General features: G+C 68.6%; 17 protein-coding genes, 1 pseudogene and 1 riboswitch. Of the genes and pseudogenes, 8 read left to right on the top strand and 10 right to left on the bottom strand.

Features of this window, described 5'->3' with window-relative positions; genetic code table 11:
• The first annotated feature begins 305 nt into the window (after positions 1-305).
• Positions 306-1046, top strand: a complete 741-nt coding sequence (locus tag ACYVM4_RS17815; protein ID WP_460669397.1) for an HAD-IIA family hydrolase — start codon at positions 306-308, stop codon at positions 1044-1046.
• A 300-nt stretch (positions 1047-1346) separates the two neighbouring features.
• On the opposite strand, the gene ACYVM4_RS17810 is transcribed toward ACYVM4_RS17815, so the two are convergent.
• From ACYVM4_RS17810 to ACYVM4_RS17800, 3 genes are read right to left on the bottom strand one after another with little or no spacing between them, the layout of a single operon-like run.
• A complete protein-coding gene (locus ACYVM4_RS17810; protein WP_460669395.1) occupies positions 1347-1721 on the bottom strand; it encodes a YdeI/OmpD-associated family protein in 375 nt (124 codons plus the stop codon).
• Positions 1696-2052: a YdeI/OmpD-associated family protein gene (locus tag ACYVM4_RS17805; RefSeq protein ID WP_460669394.1), complete on the bottom strand. Its 357-nt coding sequence runs from the start codon at positions 2050-2052 to the stop codon at positions 1696-1698. Before ACYVM4_RS17805 ends, ACYVM4_RS17810 begins: the two co-directional genes overlap by 26 nt.
• Positions 2049-3041 carry a helix-turn-helix transcriptional regulator gene (locus ACYVM4_RS17800; protein WP_460669393.1) on the bottom strand — a complete coding sequence of 331 codons (993 nt, stop codon included), beginning with the start codon at positions 3039-3041 and terminating at the stop codon, positions 2049-2051. The genes ACYVM4_RS17805 and ACYVM4_RS17800 overlap by 4 nt, the downstream gene beginning before the upstream one ends.
• Positions 3042-3150: 109 nt before the next feature.
• Here ACYVM4_RS17800 and ACYVM4_RS17795 point away from each other — a divergent pair.
• Positions 3151-3605, top strand: a pseudogene (locus ACYVM4_RS17795) (VOC family protein).
• Positions 3606-4089: 484 nt separating this feature from the next.
• Here the strand turns inward: ACYVM4_RS17795 and ACYVM4_RS17790 are convergent.
• The 3 genes from ACYVM4_RS17790 to ACYVM4_RS17780 form a co-directional block, all read right to left on the bottom strand.
• Positions 4090-4419, bottom strand: a complete 330-nt coding sequence (locus ACYVM4_RS17790; protein WP_460669392.1) for a hypothetical protein — start codon at positions 4417-4419, stop codon at positions 4090-4092.
• A gap of 993 nt (positions 4420-5412) precedes the next feature.
• Positions 5413-5931: a GNAT family N-acetyltransferase gene (locus ACYVM4_RS17785; protein WP_460669391.1), complete on the bottom strand. Its 519-nt coding sequence runs from the start codon at positions 5929-5931 to the stop codon at positions 5413-5415.
• 946 nt (positions 5932-6877) lie between these two features.
• Entirely contained in the window at positions 6878-7387 is a 510-nt protein-coding gene (locus ACYVM4_RS17780; RefSeq protein ID WP_368823382.1) for a MarR family winged helix-turn-helix transcriptional regulator, read from the bottom strand.
• 7 nt (positions 7388-7394) lie between these two features.
• Between ACYVM4_RS17780 and ACYVM4_RS17775 the strand changes: the two genes are divergently transcribed.
• The 5 genes from ACYVM4_RS17775 (at position 7395) to ACYVM4_RS17755 (ending at position 13790) form a co-directional block, all read left to right on the top strand.
• Positions 7395-8234 carry an alpha/beta fold hydrolase gene (locus ACYVM4_RS17775; RefSeq protein ID WP_460669390.1) on the top strand — a complete coding sequence of 280 codons (840 nt, stop codon included), beginning with the start codon at positions 7395-7397 and terminating at the stop codon, positions 8232-8234.
• Between the two features lie 498 nt (positions 8235-8732).
• Positions 8733-10688: an APC family permease gene (locus tag ACYVM4_RS17770; protein ID WP_460669396.1), complete on the top strand. Its 1956-nt coding sequence runs from the start codon at positions 8733-8735 to the stop codon at positions 10686-10688.
• Positions 10685-12367, top strand: coding sequence for a sensor histidine kinase (locus ACYVM4_RS17765; RefSeq protein WP_460669389.1), 1683 nt, complete (start codon positions 10685-10687; stop codon positions 12365-12367). The genes ACYVM4_RS17770 and ACYVM4_RS17765 overlap by 4 nt, the downstream gene beginning before the upstream one ends.
• A complete protein-coding gene (locus tag ACYVM4_RS17760; RefSeq protein WP_460669388.1) occupies positions 12364-13047 on the top strand; it encodes a response regulator in 684 nt (227 codons plus the stop codon). Before ACYVM4_RS17765 ends, ACYVM4_RS17760 begins: the two co-directional genes overlap by 4 nt.
• A gap of 221 nt (positions 13048-13268) precedes the next feature.
• Complete coding sequence (locus ACYVM4_RS17755; RefSeq protein ID WP_460669387.1) at positions 13269-13790, top strand: hypothetical protein; 522 nt, start codon at positions 13269-13271, stop codon at positions 13788-13790.
• 328 nt (positions 13791-14118) lie between these two features.
• On the opposite strand, the gene ACYVM4_RS17750 is transcribed toward ACYVM4_RS17755, so the two are convergent.
• Positions 14119-15345 (bottom strand): IS110 family RNA-guided transposase, encoded by a 1227-nt coding sequence (locus ACYVM4_RS17750; protein ID WP_460669386.1) that lies wholly within the window; start codon positions 15343-15345, stop codon positions 14119-14121.
• Between ACYVM4_RS17750 and ACYVM4_RS17745 the strand changes: the two genes are divergently transcribed.
• Positions 15344-15490 (top strand): hypothetical protein, encoded by a 147-nt coding sequence (locus ACYVM4_RS17745; RefSeq protein WP_460669385.1) that lies wholly within the window; start codon positions 15344-15346, stop codon positions 15488-15490. The genes ACYVM4_RS17750 and ACYVM4_RS17745 overlap by 2 nt on opposite strands.
• A 113-nt stretch (positions 15491-15603) precedes the next feature.
• Here the strand turns inward: ACYVM4_RS17745 and ACYVM4_RS17740 are convergent, their stop codons facing one another.
• Genes ACYVM4_RS17740 through ACYVM4_RS17730 form a run of 3 tightly spaced genes read right to left on the bottom strand, consistent with a single transcriptional unit; the run spans position 15604 to position 19694 of the window.
• The gene (locus ACYVM4_RS17740; protein WP_460669384.1) at positions 15604-16971 is read right to left on the bottom strand and encodes an LLM class flavin-dependent oxidoreductase; all 1368 of its coding nucleotides are present in this window, start codon (positions 16969-16971) and stop codon (positions 15604-15606) included.
• Positions 16968-18377, bottom strand: a complete 1410-nt coding sequence (locus ACYVM4_RS17735; protein ID WP_460669383.1) for an MFS transporter — start codon at positions 18375-18377, stop codon at positions 16968-16970. The genes ACYVM4_RS17740 and ACYVM4_RS17735 overlap by 4 nt, the downstream gene beginning before the upstream one ends.
• A gap of 3 nt (positions 18378-18380) precedes the next feature.
• The gene (locus ACYVM4_RS17730; RefSeq protein WP_460669382.1) at positions 18381-19694 is read right to left on the bottom strand and encodes an acyl-CoA dehydrogenase family protein; all 1314 of its coding nucleotides are present in this window, start codon (positions 19692-19694) and stop codon (positions 18381-18383) included.
• A gap of 113 nt (positions 19695-19807) precedes the next feature.
• Positions 19808-19902, bottom strand: a riboswitch (SAM riboswitch).
• Positions 19903-20145 lie beyond the last annotated feature (243 nt).

Genomic DNA, 20145 nt, shown 5'->3' with positions numbered 1-20145 from the left:
TCGGACAAGGACCCCTCGAACGCCTCGTGACCCGTGGCGCCGGCCTCACCCGCCGCCGGATCCTCACCGGGCACCGCACGCCCTGACAGCACGGCATCTGCACACCGACGGACAACGGTTCTCCTGACAGGCCGCGGTGAGCCGCCCTCGGCGTCGACAACGGCCGATGCCGGTCACCGTGCAGAGAGCGTGGCAAGCACAGAGGGAGGGCGGCAGGTGCTGGCAGTAGCATCGGTGACAGTTGAGAACGCAACCCAGGAGGTGCTGTGGTGGACCGCTGTCGCCCGGAATGCTGGTTGACGGACATGGACGGCGTGCTCGTCCACGAGGACCAAGCCCTGCCGGGTGCTGCGGACTTCTTGCAGCGCCTCGTCGACCAGGAACGCCGGTTCCTGGTGCTGACCAACAACTCGATCTACACCCCCCGAGACCTCGCGGCCCGGCTGGACAAGAGCGGGCTGACCGTGCCCGAGGAGTCGATCTGGACCTCGGCACTGGCCACCGCCGGGTTCCTCGCCGACCAGGTCCCCGGTGGCTCGGCGTACGTGGTCGGTGAGGCGGGTCTGACCACCGCGCTGTACGAAGCGGGTTACACCCTCACCGATGCCAGCCCCGACTACGTGGTCCTGGGGGAGACCCGGACATACTCCTTCGAGGCCATCACCAAGGCGATCCGACTGATCGAGTCCGGGTCACGCTTCATCGCGACCAACCCCGACGCCACCGGACCCTCAGCCGAGGGGCCGTTGCCGGCGACCGGGGCGGTCGCGGCCCTGATCACCCGAGCCACCGGGGCCCACCCGTACTTCGTCGGCAAGCCCAACCCGATGATGTTCCGCAGCGCGATGAACCGCATCCAGGCCCACTCCGAGACCACGGTGATGATCGGCGACCGGATGGACACCGACGTCGTCGCAGGCATCGAAGCCGGGCTCGAGACGATCCTCGTGCTGAGCGGGTCCACCCAGGCCACCGACATCACCAAATACCCGTACCGCCCCGGACGGGTCCTGAACTCGATCGCCGACGTCATCGAGCTCATCTGACACACGACCCCACCAGCATTCGGCCACCCATGGCCCCGTCCGCCGCCATCAGATCTGGCTGCCCCGGGCGGCGGTCACCGCCACACCCCGGGGTGTGGTCGTGCAGCTGCTGGGCCGCCGGTGAAAACCGGGCCCAGAGGTGGCTCATTTCCATTACTTTACATAATACATGTTTATTGGGTCTTTGGTCGAGCAGGGATGTTTCATGCCGAAGCGGGGGTGGGAGTCGTCACTTGGGCTCGAGAAACCTGTTCCGCATCCCACCGACGCACCCGCCGAGAGCCTGGTGACCGGGGAGGATTAGCCGCCGCCCGGGCCCTTGTCCGTAGGGTGACTCGGTTCTCGTTCCGCTGGGTGTTCCTGGGTGCTGTCCTGCTGGCCTCGGTCCGCTTCGTGTCCGGGGCTGAGGGTTTCGCCGGTCGTCTCGGTCGGGCCGAACCCGTTGAGCCGTGCGATCAGGCTGGTGACCCGGCGCGCCCGGGCCGCCGGGTTCGGTGCGGTCAGGATTGGATGGAGCGCGGTGTAACGGTCGGCTCGGCTGAGGCGGGAGAATCCTGTCTGTGCCGCCGGTGCCGCGCTGAGGGCGTTTCTCAAATCGGCCGGGATCTCTGCTGAGGCTTGGCCGGGGTAGGCGTGCTCCCAGCGCCCGTCAGCCTTCGCACGCTCGATCTCCACCGCTCCGCGTGGCCGCAGGCGTCCTTCGTGGAGAAGCCGCCCGACGATCTCGACGTTGCGTTGCGACCAGATCGACCTGGTGCGCCGGGGGGGTGAAGCGTTGCTGGAACGTGTCCGCATCGACTGTCTTGCGCCGGCCGTCGATCCACCCGCTGCACAGCGCCTCTTCGAGCGCCTCCTGATAGGTGAGCGAGGTCGGGTTGGTGACGCCCTTCTTCGCAAGCACCAACCAGATGCCGTCACAGGTGCTCTCGTTGCTCACCAGCCAGCTGCGCCACTCGGTGATGTCAGCGAGGATCAGTGGCCCGGTGGAGTCGTTGTCGCAGCTCATGTTCTTGAGGATTCGAGAGGGGGCGGACAGTTCCCGACTGCCCCCGGTGAGGGGCGACTGTGCGCCTGTGAGCTGTTGAGCCGCTGCACCAACCCCTCCGAGGCCGCGATCAGCTCTTGGGGACCCAGGATGCGGAAAGGCGCGTTGAGGCGCAGGATGTGGGCGAGAAGACCTGTCCACGACCACGATCCCGCGGTGACCAGCGAGGAGCGGTCGGTGATCGCCTCGACCATCCCGTCGCCGTTCCAGGGGGCGAGCTCGCGCGCCGACGGGGAGATCTCGAACTGTCCGACGCAGGGCCAGCGATTCTCGTCCGAGGATCCTTTCGAGCGGGCAGCGAGGAAGGAACCGACATCACCGGTGGGAACCGGCCGCGGAGTGAAAGACGGGCCCGTCGGGATCCGAGGGGTCATGCGGTCGAGCCGGTAGATCCGCCAGTCCTCGCGGTCGAGATTCCAGGCCACGAGATACCAGAGGCCGTGCCGGGCGAGGAGTCCGTGCGGTTGCGCCCGCCGCGGGGGCGTGCCGCGATCGCCGTAGTCGAAGCGCAGTGTCATACGGCCGCGGACGGCCCCGCTCACCGCGTCCAGCACTGCGGGATCGACGCGGGTGCGGCTTGCGGTGCCGGTGAACTGCAGAGCATCGATCCTGTGGCGCAGTCGTGAGGGCATCACCTGCCCCACGGTGGCCAGCGCCCGAACCGCCGCTTCTTCGATGTCGACGCCGCTCGAGGACACATTGCGCAGGGCCACCGCCTGATCGTCGTCGAAGAGCAGCGGCGGCAGCTCTGAGCCGGCGGCCAGCCGGTACCCACCATCTGGTCCCTTCGCGGCCTCGATCCGATATTCCAGCTCGCGCAGACGCTCCACATCACGTCGGACGGTTCGGGTGGTCACCTCGAGACGTTCGGCCAGGACGCGTCCGGGCCAGTCCCGAGGCGTCTGCAACAGCGACAGCAGGGCCAGCATCCGCGATGAAGTTCCGGTCATGGGACCCATGGTGACGGAGGTCGAGGACCAAACCCGTCCTCTACCCCTGTCACGGTCATTCCAGGTCGCCCCTCGGCGGACTGTAATCCCGTGACGACAAGGAACCAGAATGGCTATCTCGATCACCACGCACCTCAACTTCCCGGCACCGCGCGGGCAGCGCTCGAGTTCTACCACAGCGTCTTCGGTGGCCAGGTCCATACCATCACCTACGGCGAACTCGGCATGCCGCAGGAGCTGCCCGACGCGGGAAAGATCGTTTTCGGCCAGCTCCAGGCCGACAACGGCTTCCGCGTCATGGCCTACGACATCCCCGGCCGCACCGAGGAGTTCACGAGCTCCACCCACCGGAACAATGGCGCGACCAGCACCGACAGCCCTTTCTTCCTCTCGGTCCGCGGTGAAACCCGCGATGAGGTCACCGGCTACTGGGATGGCCTCACCGACGGGGCCACCATCATCGAGAGCCTCGCCGCTTCGGCCTGGACGCCCGGCTTCGGGATGCTGACCGACCGTTTCGGCCTCACCTGGGTCATCGACGTCCAGCCGGCCGACGCCGGCTGAATCTCCGGCAGGTCTTCCGATCACGGACGTCACCTCCGGGAGAGGGGACTGCTTGCACGAGCATGTCCGCCGACAGGTTGCCGGCGGACCGACGACCAGGAGAGCCCCCGGGGGTTGCCCTGGAGAACCCGTCCGGTCGAAGGAATCAGGATGCTCTCGCCCCAGTGGAGAGACCCCTTCCCTCCTACGCCCGTCCTGATCCAGGACGGGCTGAGCTACCGCCTGGCACAGCCGGAAGTCTTGACACAGAACGGCGGCCAGCCTCCGCCTCCGGGCGAATTCCTCACTGAAGAGCCGGCCGCAGATCACACGGAGGCGCACTCATCGTGCTTCCCGGCTGACGCAGCAGTTGCTGGGCCGGCCGTGAACCGGGCGGCCAGGAACGAACTCGTTGCCTCCGCTTTACATATAGCCGGCTACCGGCCACTTCTCACGAAAGCGATGTTGCAGTGGGGGGTTCCGTCACGCATCTAGCGGCGGGCAGTCATCTTTGCCCGTCCCGGTATTCGCCTCGGCGAGTCGCTTCCGCCTTCGCGGCATCACGCACACGCGTGTCGATGGCGTTGTCGGCCACATCGCGACGGTCGTTGGCGTTCATGTGCTCATTGCTGAGCGCGGCGAACGCCACGTCGAAGTCGCTGTGGTGCAAGGCGATGTCCCGCAGCTCCGCCGCGTCCGTCAACTCCTTCACCCGGTCGGAGGTCCAAGACTGGACCCTACGTTGATGGTTGGCCTCCTTTTGAGCGAGCTGCCGCATCAGTTCGCCCGTGTTGATCACAGAAGTGATGGGATGGGAGTCGTTGTGCTTCGTCACCGATGTCCTCCTATGGGTTCACCTGTGATTCTTCCATTCATAGCCCACGACAACCGGCTCGTGTCATCAGTGGCCGCTCCCTGGGAATCAAGAAGGAACACCGCCGGTCCGTAGGGCCGTTGCGTGGATGAGCGACGCCTGATCTGACGTTTTCGTTAGTCGGCCTTCAGGAAGAATATTTACATCTGGCCGGTTAGCGGCGGACTGGCCTGCGGCGGGGTTCTTTCTCGCGTGTGTGCCGGAACTGCGTTCGTGGCCATAGTTGCCCATGCCAGCTGTTGCTGGTGGCATCCCTGGCGCGAAGGTGGCAGACGCTTGGGCCGTTCTGTTCCCCGCGGCCGGAGGTCGGGTTCAAACGCTGTCCAAGAGTTCCATGTGCAGGTGGGGGAGTGCCCGTAGTGGTGGTGGTACTCGGCAGTGAATCGGGGTAGGTCGACGAAGTCTCAGCGGTAGGGGATGGCCGCGACTGTCGCTCCTTGGGAGGGGTCGGTGGTCAGTAGGTCGTGGTGGGTGGCGTCCAGTCGAGTGGTGCGCAGATCGGCGCCCGGGGTGGTGCCCAGGTGCTGGCGGAAGGCGAGGAGCAGTTGGCGGCGGGACAGCCGGGGGGCTGTGGCGATCTCGGTCAGGTCGATCGGCGGGGCGAGGTGCTTGTCGATGAAGATAACCGCCCGGTGGACGGGACCGGGCCGGGCGGTGGTGTTCTGCGCGCGTGAATCGTGGTCGTGGAGGCTACCGGGAAAACTCCACGCTGTCGGCTCGGCGGCAGGACGTGGGTGCCCGAGGAGCTGAACTTTGGTGCACCGGCAGCAGGAGCTCGCGCGAGGCCCGACGCCGATGAGCCGGGCCGACCACTGACGCAGCCGGGGACGAGACCAGCACCGTGTTCGTCGACACCAACGGCGAGGTCCTCACCATGGCCGGCCGATCGAGCGGGAGACCCGTATCGGCATCGGCATCTGCCGGGGTCGCCAGAAGAAGTGACCGCGTGCTGGGCTACTCGACCAGCGGGCGAGTCCAACTCCATTCCCAGACCGCGCCGACCTCAGGGTTCTCCCGGTCGGCGACGTGCCGGAAGCCCAGCGACACGAGCACACCCGTCGACGCGTTGGGACCTGGCAGCGTGTGCGCGATGACGCGGTCGACTTCGTTGCTGGCCACGGCGCCCTCGACGAGAGCCCGGGCAGCAGCGGTCCCGAATCCCTGACCGCGGAATTCCGGGGCGACTTCGTAACCGATCTCGATAGCACGGTCGATCGGCGGGGCCGCGAAGCCGCCTGAGCCGAGCAGGCGCCCGGTCGCGGAGTCGAGGAAGAACTGCATCGACCACGCGCGATCTGTCTCCGGGGAGTTCTGGAGTTGCTGCAGGGTGAAGCCGATGGCTTCCGGGAACTCGGGCCAACCGTCCGGGACGGGCGAGCCGATCAACTCGCCGAACAGGGCACGGTCCTCGTTCAGCGCCCTCAACAACGGCACCGTTGCTGGGACGAGCCGGACCTGCGGGTGATACGACATGGTGAGTCTCCCATCGCGAGGGGAGGGCTGCACGACTTGCTGATGGAGGAGGAACCGACGAGCAGGAGCGCAGCCGAAACGATGGCGCTCCTGGGCCGGAATCCGGACGGAGACAAGACAGTGCTCGGCACTCCCGAAGTTGCTCACGGTCGATGTCCCGAACCGCGAGCCGACTGAGATCCTACGTGCGGCGGCTTGTGAGGTCCATGGCACTGTCCCCGATGTCCCGAGACCTCGCACCCAGGGGGGCCGGTGAGGGGCTAGTCCAGAATGCGCCGGCCGTCGGCCTGGAGCGTCGACGGCGTGCGCGGTGATGCAGGTGGCCGTGATGGGGGAGCCTGTCTCGGACCGGGGCGTAGCAGCGGTCGTTCCAACCGGTGACAAACGCTCGGATCCTCGCGTTGAGCTCCGGCCACGGACACGGCATCGGCCCGGTGCAGAGCCTCGCCTCGACGATGCCGAGCCGGACCACGACGCGGTCCAGCCAGGAGGCCGAGACGGATGTGAGATGCCCCTGGAATCGCCGGTTCTGGCCTGGCCGAACCTGCACCCCCGGAGGGTCAGGAACGGCATAGCTGGCCATCAGCACAGGCAGCTGTGAAGTGACCCTCATCAGCCGGACCCTCTGTTGTGCCGCCCGCACCACTCCGGCGTCCGGCCAGCATGAGACCGTCTGGTTCAGATAGGGCCCGTTACCGACTGGTGCCTGGCATGATGATCTCTGCGCCGCTGGTGGAAGGTGACGACGGCAACAGTGCAGTAGGGGTTGCCGTTGTGGCGGGGTGTGTATGGGGAGGATCCGCTGGTGACGGCCTGCCCGGGCATGCATGCAGCGGGTGAAGTCCCGGCCTTGTGGTCGGCGACGTTGTCGGTGACCACCCGGTGGATGCCGTGGGCACCGAGGAGAACCGATCCAGCGCATCGAGCGGCGGATGTGCAGAGCGCCTCAGTCGAGTCCGGCGAGCATGGACCGCAGCACATGCAGGGTGGTGTCGATGTCCGCGTCGGTGAGATCGCCCACCACCCGGGTCATCAAGTGGTGTTCGCGGTCGGTCACCGCCGTGATGGCCCTGTGTCCTTCGGGAGTGAGCCGGATGAGGGGCGACCGGCGGTGACGCGGGTTGTCGACGAGCTCGACGAAGCCGGCATCCCGCGCCTCGTGCACCATGCGTTGGACGAACTGGCGGCTGAGTTCCTGGGCGGTTGCGATCGTCGGGACGGTGAGGTCGCCCTCGCGCTGCGCTTGCTCCAGCACCGCCCGCACCCCCACTGACATGCCCATGACCGGTTGCTCGCGTTCCACAGCACGCGAGACCTTGCGGTAGAGGGGCCCGACGACGAGGTAGACCTGGGCCAGGCGGGCCGCGAGGGCGTCAGGGTGAAGTGAGTCGGGCACACCGACAATGATGACACCTTGGTTGTCGCCCTGACGCGGATATGACACCTTGGTTGTCATGTTGGGTATGTCGCGCAGCCAGCATCTCGCCGACCACACCGTGAGCTTCTCCGAGGTCACCGCATCCGTATCCCATCCGCGCACGCCACTACTTCTCCTGCACGGCGGTGCGGTCGACCGACGGATGTGGATCCCTCAGTGGGGCGCCTTCCCCGAACGGCGCGTCATCGCCCCGGACGCCCGCGGACACGGCGGCTCCTCCGACGCCGAGGGGCCGTACCGGCTCGCCGACGACGTGGTCGCCGTGATGGACACGCTGCAGGTCGACCGTGCTGTGCTGGCCGGGGTGTCGATGGGAGGTGGAACGGCTGTTGATGTGGCACTCGAGCACCCGGACCGGTGTGCAGCCCTCGTCGTCACCGGCACGGGCACCAGCGAGCCGCGCTTCACCGATCCGTGGACGCTGGCAGCACTCCGTGACTGGAAGCAGGCCGAGGCGGCGGGTGATGCGGAGGCTTGGATCGATGTGTTCATGCGGTTCACGCACGGGCCGTACCGCACCCGAGCCGATCTCGCCCCGAGCGTCGATGCGCTGGTTGAGCGGATGGCCCGCGAGACCCTCTCGAGCCATCTCCGGTTTGACCCGAACGGAGTACCTGTCCCGCCGACGCCGCCGTCGCCGGTCCCCGACACCTGGGGGCGGGTACCGGGCATCGAGGTGCCGGTGCTCGCGCTCAACGGGGCGCTGGATGCCCCGGATCACCTCGAGAACGGCCATCGGCTCGCTGAGCTAGCGCCGGCCGGTGCGTACCGGGAGATTTGCCGTGCGGCGCACTACCCCAACCTGGAGCGCCCGGATGAGTACGCCCGAGCGGTCGGGGACTTCCTGCGCGAGCACGATCTCTGAGGCAGACTCCAGTTCCGGCGTGCGGCGGCTCCCCCTTCAGCTGAAGGGCTCCACATCGTGCCGTCGGCCGATTCCCGGCGCTGGAGACCGGGCTGTGCAGCCCGCCTGTCGTTCGGTGTGCCAGGGACAAGAGTGCGCGACGTCGGCGAGTCGGGCCGAAGCCGCGGTCCACCGTTCTGCAGATGGCCGGCTACCGGAGATGGCCCGCGGGAACGACGGTGCGGTAGGGGTTCCGTGTAGCGCGGAGGGCGCCGCACCGGGGGGTGTTAAGAGAGAGTCAAGAGATGCCCGGATCCCGTTAGGGGGGCATTAAGAACGGACTCGTGGACCGCCGATGGGTGTGGACTGTCTGATGGGACCCAACAGGGTCCGAATCATGGGAGCCGGTCAGCGGCCCCTGTCATGACCGTCCTTTCCTGTGGGCTCGATCACAGTGTCGAGACAGTCATCGGGTGGGGTTCGAGGAAGCAGAGCATGGAACGAACGACGTCGTACTCGATGGTGTCCAGCGTCCCCCGCCCAGGGGTGAAGCCGGTCTCCCGGCATCCGTTGGTGCGGTGGCTCTCGGCGCATCAGGTCCATCCGGTGGGTCCGGCTTCGGCTGAGACCGCGCACCAGGAGCAGCCCTGGTGGAAGGTGATGTGCCTGACCGGGGTGGACTACTTCTCCACCCTGTCCTACCTGCCGGCCATCGCGGCCCTGGCCGCCGGGGTGTTCTCCCCGCTGGCCACCCTGCTGATCGTGATGCTGACCCTGGCCGGGATGCTGCCGATGTACCGCCGGGTGGCACATGAGAGCCCGCACGGGCAGGGCTCGGTGGCCATGCTCGAGCATCTGCTGCCGTTCTGGCGCGGCAAGGTCTTCGTGCTGGTGCTGCTGGGGTTCGTGGCCACCTCCTGGATCATCACGATCACCCTCTCGGCCGCCGATGCGACCGTGCACCTGGTGGAGAACCCGCTGGCGCCCCAGTTCCTGCACGGGCACAACGTGACCATCACCGTGGTGCTGCTGCTGATCCTGGGGGCAGTGTTCCTCAAGGGCTTCACCGAGGCCGTGGCGGTGGCCATCCCGCTGGTGGGCGTGTTCCTCGTGCTGAACGCGGTGATCATCGGAGCGGGCCTGGCCGAGATCTTCACCACCCCCGGCGCCGTGGCGGGGTGGACCGATGCCTTGACCCACACCGGGGGCGGTATCGGGGAGGTGGTGACGCTCTCGGTGCTGGCGTTCCCGTTGCTGGTGCTGGGGCTGTCGGGGTTCGAGACCGGGGTGTCGATGATGCCCCTGGTCGCGACGAAGGGGAGGAGTGCGGAGGACAAGCTCACCAGCCGCATCCACAACACCCGCAAGCTGCTCACCACGGCGGCTGTGATCATGAGCGTTTACCTCATCGGGTCCTCTTTCGTGACCACGGTGCTGATCCCGGCCGAGGAGTTCGAGGAGGGCGGGGACGCCAACGGGCGCGCCCTGGCGTACCTGGCCCACGAGCACCTCGGGGAGGGCTTCGGGACCGTCTATGACCTCTCCAGCATCCTCATCCTGTGGTTCGCCGGGGCCTCGGCGATGGCCGGGCTGATCAACATCGTGCCCCGGTACCTGCCCGGCTACGGCATGGCCCCGGAGTGGGGCCGGCTGGTGCGCCCGGTGGTGCTGGTCTACACGGTGCTGAGCATCGGCATCACCGTCGCCTTCGAGGCCGACGTCAACGCCCAGGCAGGGGCCTACGCCACGGGGATCCTGGCGATGATGGTCTCCGGGGCCGTGGCCGTGAGCATCTCCTGCTATCGGGGCCATCAGCGGAAGGCCGCGGCCGGGTTCGCGGTGCTGGTGCTGGTTATGGGCTACGCGCTGGTGGAGAACGTCATCCACAAGCCCGACGGGCTGGTGATCTCCGCGTTCTTCGTCGCCGGGATCATCGTGATCTCGCTGATCTCCCGGGTGACGCGGACCACCGAGCTGCGCGCGGAGCGCATCGACTTCGACGAGACCGCCCGGCAGTTCGTGATGGACTCCCTGGTCTTCGACGGGCGCCTGGACATCGTCGCGCACAAGCCCCACGGCAACAGCGGACGCCGCTACACCACCAAGGAAGCCATCCAACGCCTGGTCAACCCGGTCCCGGGCACCGCGGATGTGATCTTCCTCGAGGTGGCCATCAGTGATCCCTCCTCCTTCGCCGAGGTGCTGCAGGTCTACGGGGTCGAGATCGATGGACACCGCATCCTGCGGGTCTCCAGTCCCGCGGCCCCCAACGCGATCGCCGCCGTGCTGCTGGCACTGCGGGAGGCCACCGGGGTGATTCCGCACGCCTACTTCGACTGGTCCGAGGGCAACCCGGTGACCCACATGGTGCGCTACCTGCTGCTGGGCCAGGGCGACACGGCCCCGGTGGTGCGCGAGATCATCCGGGAGCACGAGCCCGACCCGGCCCGCCGGCCCCGCATCCACGTCGGATGAGACTCGTGGACCTTTCCTCGAGGCCCCAGCGACGCCCCTGGGCAGAGAATGGGGAAGCGGTCAGGAACACCAGCCGTTCGACCCACACACAGCAGGACGCTCACCCGCAGAACGGGCGACCAGTCACATTCGCCCGACCGTCCCGAGAAGAGGTCAAGATCCGCGTGGACTCTCACAGCGAGTACCGGTTGGTTGAACCCTCCACAGCGCGTTCGGCGCGGTGGTCCCGGCGGACCCCGCCCCTGAGCGGGGGCCGCAGGGCGGCCGGATGGTTCCTGGCGGTGGGCGGCTCGGTAGCGTTGACTGCCGCGTTCCTGCGGGCCGGCACCGGCCCGGAGAACCTGACCTTGAACTTCCTGTGCCAGCTGACCCTGGTGGTGTTCGTGGCGATCGTGGGCGGGTGGTGGCCGGCGGTCGCCGCCGCCGTGCTGGGCACGATGCTCATCAACTGGTTCTTCACCCCGCCCACCGGGATGCTGATCATCCACGAGCCGCTGAACATCTGGGCGCTGGTGCTGTTCCTGCTCGTGGCCGCCGGGGTCGCCCGGGTGGTCGACATCGAGGCCCGCCGCACCGCCGAGGCCGGTGCCGCCCGTCACCAGGCGGCGGTGCTGTTCGAGCTGGCCGGCGGCGTGATCAGCGAGGGCTTGAGTGTGCAGGCCCTGCTGGACCGGCTGCGGGAGTCCTACGCCCTCACCGGGGTGGCCCTGGCCGCACGGCCGTCCGGCTCAGGCGACCCGGACCAGCGGGCGGTTCTGCTGGTCTCGGGCCGGCCGCCGACGGAGCCCGCCGACTGGGACGCCACGGTGACCGTGGACGAGCGCCACCTCCTGCTGGTCGACGGCGTCACCGTCGATGCTCCCGAACGGGGCATCGTGGAGGCCTTCGCCGGGCGCATCGGGGCTGTGCTGCAGCAGCACGCCCTGGACGAGGCCCGGTTGCAGGCCCGGGAACTGGCCGCCGGCAACGCCATGCGCACCGCGCTGCTGGCGGCGGTCTCCCACGATCTGCGCACCCCGCTGGCCGGGATCAAGGCTTCGGTGTCGAGTCTGCGGATGGGCGACGTGGTGCTCAGCGAGGAGGACACCGCCGAGCTGCTGGCCAACATCGAGGAGTCCGCCGACCAGCTCACCGAGCGGATCGACGACCTGTTGGACATGAGCCGCATCCAGTGCGGGCGCCTGGTCGTCCACCGTGTGCCCCTGGAGCTGGCAGACCTGGCCGAGAGCGCAGTCCGCAATGCCTCCGGCGCCTTGCAGCTGCACCGGATCAGCATCGACATCCCGCTCGATACGCCCCCCGTCCTGGGGGATCACGGGCTGCTGGTCCGGATCATCGCCAACCTCGTGGAGAACGCCTTGAAGCACAGCACCGACACGCACGTGACCCTGCGGGCCGCCGCAGCCGAAGGGGCGGTCGCACTGCAGGTGGTCGACCACGGCCCCGGGGTCCCTGCCGCAGATCGGGAGAGGATCTTCCAGCCCTTCCAGCGACTGGGGGACCGGGACAACACCACCGGGATCGGCCTGGGCCTGGCGGTGGCGCGCGGGCTGGTCGAGGGCCTGGGCGGGCAGGTCCACGCCGAGGACACCCCCGGAGGGGGGCTCACCATGGTTCTCACCCTCCCGGCCCTCACCCTGGTGGCGGCGGTCCCCGAGGCCGAGCAGGAGGACCTGTGAGCGCCAGCGTGCTCGTCGTCGAGGACGATCCCCACATCACCCGTGCCCTGGTCGTGAACCTCAAGGCCCGCGGCTACCGCACCCACCAGGCCGGCACCGGGCGCCAAGCCCTGGACGTGGCCGCCCACGAACACCCCGACGTCATCCTGCTGGACCTGGGCCTGCCCGACATGGAGGGGCGGGAGGTGATCGAGGGGATCCGCGGGTGGTCGAAGGTGCCGATCATCGTCGTGTCGGCCCGCAACGAGTCCTACAGCAAGGTCGACGCCCTGGACCGCGGGGCCGACGACTACGTGGCCAAACCGTTCGCGATGGACGAGCTGCTGGCCCGTCTGCGTGCCGCACTCCGCCGATCCCAGCCCGACCCGGCCGGAGCCGTGATGACCACCACCGACGGTCGGGTGCGCATCGACCTGGCGCAGAAGTCCCTCACCGTCGCCGGTGATCCGGTGCGGCTGACCAAGCTCGAGTGGCGGCTCGTGGAGGTGTTCGCACGCAATCCCCACCGGCTCATCGGCCGTACGGAACTTCTCACCACGGTGTGGGGCCCCGACTACGGCGAGGAGGCCAACTCCCTGCGGGTCTACATGTCCCAGATCCGCGCCAAGCTCGAACCCGAACCCTCCCACCCCCGCTACTTCCTCACCGAGCTGGGCATGGGCTACCGGTTCACTCCGTGAGGCTGCTCCGGCCGCGGTGACCGTGAGGACACGAGCAGGGCATAACAGTCCCCGCATCGGAACGACAGGTCACGACAAGCAGGCCGGGCCCGAAGGAGTGCCAGAACAACGACGACCGCAACCGGCTCAGGCGCCGACATCTCGGGGCCCACCGACTCATCAAGAGAAGTTATGAGCGTGATCATATGGACCGCATGACGCCCGGGGACCGGGGTGGAGTGGTGCTGACCTACCTCAACCGGCCCATCCCCTCCCGACGACACCTGTTAATGGGCACGATGCCGGCCGATGCGGTGTTCCTGGTGGCGGGGCTGTCGATGGCCTGGTGGGCCAGGGGCGGGGACGGATCCCGATGGTTCGTCCTGGGGTGGGTGGGGGCCTTCGCCCTGTCGTGGCTGGTGCTGATGCTCGGACGCATCCAGCGTCCGGAAGTGCGCCGGCTCTCTCAACGCTCCACCGTCCACACTGCCCGCCGGCGAGCCCTGCGCACCGGGACGCTGCCGGAATCCCCGTCACTGCGCATCGGGGCCGCCGCCCGCTCCTGCGACGAACTCGAAGTGGCGGTTCTGGTGCTGGCCGTAGGAGCGACCACGGGAATAGGGGTTCTGATGTGGCCTTCCTTGCCGTGGCCGATGCTCGTCACCGGGTGGGCCGTCCTGGCCACCCTGTACCTGGGGGGCGCCGTGCGAGGATGGGCTTATCTGCATCTGTATGAGATCGGTCCCCGCCGCCCGTCGTCCTAGCCGACGTGGAACCGGGCCCGACCACCCGGCTCGCGAGCACGACCGCGACAACGGCCCCCACTCCGGCCACGGCCAGGACACGGGGACGCCAATGGGAACCGGCGGAGCCCTCAGACCCACAGCGGGGGTGGCACGGGGCCAGGGCACTGACAACCGGAGAGGTCGACCCAGCAGCGTCGCACTTTGCATATGGCGAGACAGCGGCCATCAAGCCAACTTTGAGGACATCTGCTGATGCAGCAGTCCTGTTCTTCCACCCGAACATGCGTACCTGGGCGCCAGCCAAAGCCCTCGGACTTTCCGGGGGGGGGTGCCTCTATGGTTTCCGTCAAGCGGCCAGTGCCACCGGTGACGAGGTCTGAGGCTCGGTCGGGTCTTGGTAGAGGGTACCGTCGCGCAGCATCGCGAACAGGACGTCGGTCCGTCGGCGGGCCAGGGCGATGATTGCCTGGTTGTGGCGTCTGCCCTGGGCTCGTTTCCGGTCGTAGTACGCCCTCGAGGGCCCGTGGCTGAGCGAGGCGAAGGCCGAGAGGAACAGCGCCCGCTTCAGGCGTTTGTTGCCGCCCCTGGCGGCGTGCTCGCCGCGGATCGAGGTCCCCGACCTGCGGGTGACCGGGGCGATCCCCGCGTAGGAGGCCAGGTGCCCGGCATCTCGGAAGTCCTTGCCGACGACCTCGGTGAGGATCCTCGCGGCGGTCCTGACCCCTATCCCGGGCATCGAGGTCAGGACCGGGCAAAGAGGGTGGGCCTCCACCAGGGCCTCGACCTGGTTAGCCACCGTGGCGCGCTGGTGGATCAGGGCGGCCAGCTGCCCGGCCAGGATCGGGATCACCGTGGTCGCGGCTTCGGTGCCGGCCACCACCACGGACTGCTGCCCCAGGGCGTCGAAGATCTCCTCGGTCAACGGCTCGGCCAGCCGCGGGGCGTGCTTGCGCAGTCTCGCCCGCACATGGCCACGACCAGCGGCGGCCAGCTTTGCCGGGGTCGGGTAGCCGGTGAGCAGCTCGGCCACCGCCGGATGCGTCACCCGCGGCCCCAGCACCCGTTCCAGGGCGGGGTGGATCTGGGTGAGCATCCCGCGCAGACGGTTCGAGGTCGAGGTGATCTGGGCGGCGAGGTCGTCGTCGAAGCCGGCCAGCACCGCCAGCTCGGCGATCTGAGCCTCGTCGACCCGGATGCCGCGCAGGGTGTGCGGCATGGTCCGGGCCGCCTCGGCGATGATCAACGCGTCCCGGGCGTCGGTCTTGGCCGTGCCTGGGTGCAGATCGGCGATCCGCCGCATCGCCAACCCCGGCAAATACGCCACCGCGACCCCGTCCATTGCCTGCGCCACGGCCACTGGCAGCGCCCCGATGGTGGCCGGCTGATCCACGACCATCAGCACCGGCCCGTGCTCCGTGGCCAATTCCTCGAGAACGGCCCGCAACCGGGCCTCGTCGTTGGGCAAGGCCCTGTCGAACACCGTCTTACCGACCACCGTCACCGCCACGGCGTGGTGGTCGGACTTGCCGACGTCGAGACCGACGAGCACCGCCGGATGTGGTTGCTCTGACATGGCCGAGTTCCTTCTCATCCGCTGCTGCACGAGCATGCTGGCCGGCCGGATGGTGATCACGCTCGGCATCCACGTTACGAAGGCCCTGAACCAGCGGGCCCTGCCTCTATTAGCGATCCGCGACCACCGGACCGGCCCTCGGTGACAACACCCCCCGGATCATGGGCGACTGGGGGCAAACGATCATGCCGAGGACCGACCGGCCAACACTCCCCATCATCACGGACCGAGGAGCTGGGAAGAAGGTAACGGGGGTTATCAGCGGAAGGAGGCCCCGCGGTGGTCATCAGCCAGCCGCGGACCGGCTCCGGTCAGGACCTCACGCAGCGTCCTGCCGGTGGGGAGGGTCTCGGGTTCCGGCAGCAGGCCTCGACGCCGCAGCTCCGGTGACACAAGCGTCGTGAAGCGCTCCAGGTCCGCCGGCCGCACGGCTGCCGAGATGTTGAAGCCGTCGACGCCGGCCTCTTCGCGCCAGCGCTCCAGCTCGTCCGCCACGGTGCCCGGAGCCCCGGCGATGACGGGCCCGCGGCCGCCGATGGCCACGAATTCAGCGAGGTCCCGCACCGTCCAGGTCTTGTCCGGGGACAGTGAGGTGAACGCCGCCAGCGCGGACTGATTGGCATCGGTGGACACGTACTCGAGCGGTGCCTCGGGGTCCGCCCCGGCCAGGTCGACCCCGGTCCAGCCGCCGAACAGGGACAGCGCTCCCTCGATGTCCACGTGCCGGCGGTAGCTTGCCAGCCTGGCGTGGGCCTCGTCGTCGGTCTGGGCGACCACCACCGTGGCCATGGTGAAGGTCTTCACGGCGTCTTCGGCCCGGCCCCGCTCGGCGAGTTCGGCCCGGACGCCGTCGGTCCACCGGCGCACGAGTTGCGGGGTGTTGCCGATGAAGAAGATGGCTTCGGCGTGGTCGACGGCGAATTGCTGTCCGCGCTTGGAGGCGCCGGCCTGGAACAGCAGCGGGGTGCCCTGGGGACCGGGGTGGGTCAGCGCATGGCCGGGCACGGAGAAGTAGGTGCCCTCGTGGCCGACGGGGTGCGAGAGGTCCGGGTCCACGAATACCCCGGCGCCGGCGTCGGCCTTCACCGCCCCGGGCTCGAAGGAGCCCTCGAGGAGCTTGTACATGACCTCCATGTACTCGTCGGCGCGGTCGTAGCGCTCATCGTGCGGGATCTGTCGGTCCATGCCCAGGTTCCGGGCGGCGGAGTCCTGGTAGGAGGTCACCACGTTCCACGCCACCCGGCCTCCGGTGAAGTGGTCCAGGGTCGCGAAGGTGCGGGCCAGCAGGTAGGGGGCCTCGTAGGTGACCGAGGCGGTCACCCCGAAGCCGAGCCGCTCGGTTGCCGCGGCCATCGCCGGCACCGCGACGAGCGGGTCGAGCACCGGGTACTGCACTCCCCCGCGGGCGGTGGCCTCGGTTCCGCCGCCGTACACGTCGTAGACGCCCGGGATGTCCGCCAGGAACAGCGAGGCGAAGCCGCCCTCCTCGAGGGTGCGGGCCAGGGACGTCCAGTACTCGAGGGTGTCGAACCGGGTGACCCCGGCCTCCGGGTGGCGCCACAGTCCCGGTGACTGGTGCACGGGCACCATCATGTCGAAGGCGTTCAGCAGCATGGGGAGGGTCATACAGGGGTCCTTTCGGTGGTGCTCTCGGCGCCGGCCGCTCCGGCGACCCGGGCAGGCACGGTGTCGGTGTGGCCGGCGTGCAGGTCGGTGAGCTCGGTGCCGCGGTGCTCGCGGGCGGGGTCCTTCGCGGCCAGGGCGGCGACCATCGAGAGCACCGCCAGCACGGAGAGGTAACCGGCGATCAGCCACGGGGTGTCCCCGCCGGCGGCGAACAGCAGGGCGGCGATCATCGGCATCAGCCCACCGCCCAGGACGGTGCCAACCTGGTAGCCGAAGCTCACCCCCGAGTACCGTACGTTCACGGGGAATTGCTCGGCGAACCAGGCCGCCTGCGGCCCGTAGATCGCGTCGTGGATGAGGTTGATGCCGAGGATGACCACGAGCGGCAGCAGGGCGAGCGGGCCGGCCTCGAGGAAAGCGAACACCACCCAGCCGAAGACGCCGATCGCTGCGTAAGCGGTCACCGAGACGACCTTGCGGCCCACCCGGTCGGACAGCCACCCCCAGAGCGGGGTGGAGAACAGGCCGATGGCCGAGGCGATCATCACCGCGGTCACGCCGGCGGTGTTGTCCCCGCGCACGTCCCGCAGGTAGGTCAGCATGTAGACCGTCACGAGGTAGTAGACGGCGTTCTGGGCCAGGCGCAGGCCGATCGTGACCAGCAGCGGGCGGCGGTGGTGCATCAGCAGCTCCCTCAGGGGCGCCGTGGCCACGTTGCCCGAGGCGCGGTGTTCCAGGAACTCCGGGGCGTCAGCCACGCCGAGGCGGATCCACAGGCCGATCGCCACCAGCAGGGCCGAGAGCAGGAAGGGGATGCGCCAGCCGAAGGTGGCGAACTGTTCTTCGCTCATGACGTTCTGCACGATGAAGAACGCGCCGGTGGCCAGCAGCATGCCCGCCGAGGAACCGATCTGGGTGAAGGACCCGAAGAACCCGCGGTGCCGGGCCGGCGAGTGCTCCACGCTCAGCAGCGCGGAGCCGCCCCACTCGGCGCCGGCTGACAGGCCCTGGAGGATGCGCAGGACGACCAGTCCGACGACGGCCCACCAGCCGATCACCTCGTAGGTCGGCAGCAGGCCGATCAGGGTGGAGGCCACGCCCATGAGCATCAGGGAGGCCACCAGAAGGGCCTTGCGGCCGATCCGGTCACCCAGGTGCCCGGCGATGATCCCGCCCAGGGGCCGGGCGATCACCCCGACCGCGAGGGTGGCGAAGGAGGCGACGATACCGCCGAGCTCGGTGGCCATGGGAAAGAACTGGACATTGAAGACCAGTGCGGCAGCGGTGCCGTAGAGGTAGAAGTCGTACCACTCGATGGTGGTGCCGGCGAAGGCCGAGGCCAGGACACGCTTCTTGCCGTGGACGATGCTGGTGCGTCCCGCGGCGGCCGTGGTGGGGGTGCTCATGGGTCAGGCTCCTGGGGTTCGGTCGGCGTCGGTCTTCGCGTCGCCGATGGCGTTGAGGCCTTCCGGCAGGGTGCCGTTGATGAGGTAGTCGCCCAGGGCGCGGGCGCGGAAGGCGATCGGGTTGTGCGTGGCCACGGTCTGGGCGTTGCGCCAGTGCCGGTCCAGGCCCTTGGCCGTGGACGTGGCCGAGGCGCCCACGGTGAGGAACAGGTCCTGGGCCGCGCCGAGGGCCAGTTCCGGCACGGTGACCTGGGCGTGCTCGACGGCGATCTCGGACTCGTGCAACGCCCTCGGGAGGGTACCGGTGAAGTCCGGTCGGTCAGCGCCGGTCGCGACGGCGGCGGCGATCCCGGCGTCCAGGGCGCGCGCGGCGTGCAGCACGGTGGCCTCGGCGGCGAAGGCCTTGGCGGAGATCCGGCCGGTGGCCTCCTGGATCAGCGGGTCCTCCCGGAAGGGTAGGCCGAGCCCGGTGTTGAAGGTCCGCCGGCGGGCGGCGATGGTCTCCACGGCGTCCCGCCGGGCGGCCCGGGCGATGCCGGTCAGCACGGCCAGCAGCACCAACTGGAAGAAGGCGGCCTCGTGGACGGCCTCCGCGCTGCCGGCGGTACGGTCCAGCACGGCATCGTCCGGGACGCGCACCCGGTCGAAGATCGCGGTGCCGGTGCCGGTGAGCTTCTGCCCGAAACCGTCCCAGTCGTCCTCGAGCGTCACGCCCTCGGCGTCCGTGGCGACCACGGCGAAGCGGCGCCCGTCCTGGCCGTCCAGGGCGGCCGAGACGCGGGTGTAGTCGGAGAAAATCGAGCCGGTTGCGTAGAACTTCCGGCCGGTGAGCTCCCAGCCCTCGGCGGTCCGGCTCAGCACGGTGTTCAGGGTGCCGAGCGCGTTGCCGCCCTTCTCCGTGGAGGCATTGCCCACGGTGGCCCCGGCCAGCACCCGTGGATACCAGACCTCCTGGAGCTCCCGGGGCAGGAAGCGCAGGGACTCCACGAAGCCGAAGTGGGATCGGTACAGGTGGGCGATGTTGGAGTCGGCCTCGGCCAGATCGACCAGCAGTCGGGTGACGTCCTCGAGGCTGACCTCGGGACCGCCGTGGGCCGCCGGGACGCGCAGAGCACCGAATCCGGCCCGGTCCAGCCGGCGGACCTCCTCGTGGGGCAGCGCGCGCTGAAGGTCCCGGTCCAGGGTGCCGTCGGCGATCTCCGCGAACAGGGGCCGGAAGTGCTCTTTCAGCCCCGCGTAGTCTCCGAGCAGGCCGGCGGCGACGTTCGTGTCGGCGCAGGGATGGATGGCGGTCTTCTCGACCGTGATCCGGGTCATTCGGTGGTCCTCTCGGTCTCACCGAGGATTACCGGTCGTCCAGTCACGTCAGGAACGGGGTCTGTGACGTCAGCGTCGAACGCTGACGTCACAGACCAACTGCAGATCCGGGATCTCCATCGGTTCTGGCATTAGCACCCTGACCCCTGAGAAGGACGGGTTGCTGCGGCGTCGTCGAGCCAGATCTCTCGGCCGCTCTGAATGGGGCGCTTGATATAAGACCAGACCACCCGGGTTTTGCGCCATCTGATGACGGTCGAGACGTCATCGGGTGTCACGGTGACGTCATAGAGCGCGTGACGTCGAGAAATGGCCTCTCAACATGACGCCACGTGATAGCCCCGCAGCGAAAGGCGGACCGCACCAGCCGTCGCCGGACGACAAGTTGTCGACGGCACGTGAAAACTGACCCCGTGGCGGCAGACGAAGTTTGACCCCCTGCCGGACCCTG

The organism is Kocuria himachalensis, assembly GCF_054784195.1.
Note: the sequence above shows the minus strand (reverse complement) of the source record. Positions and strands in the feature narration are given on the sequence as shown.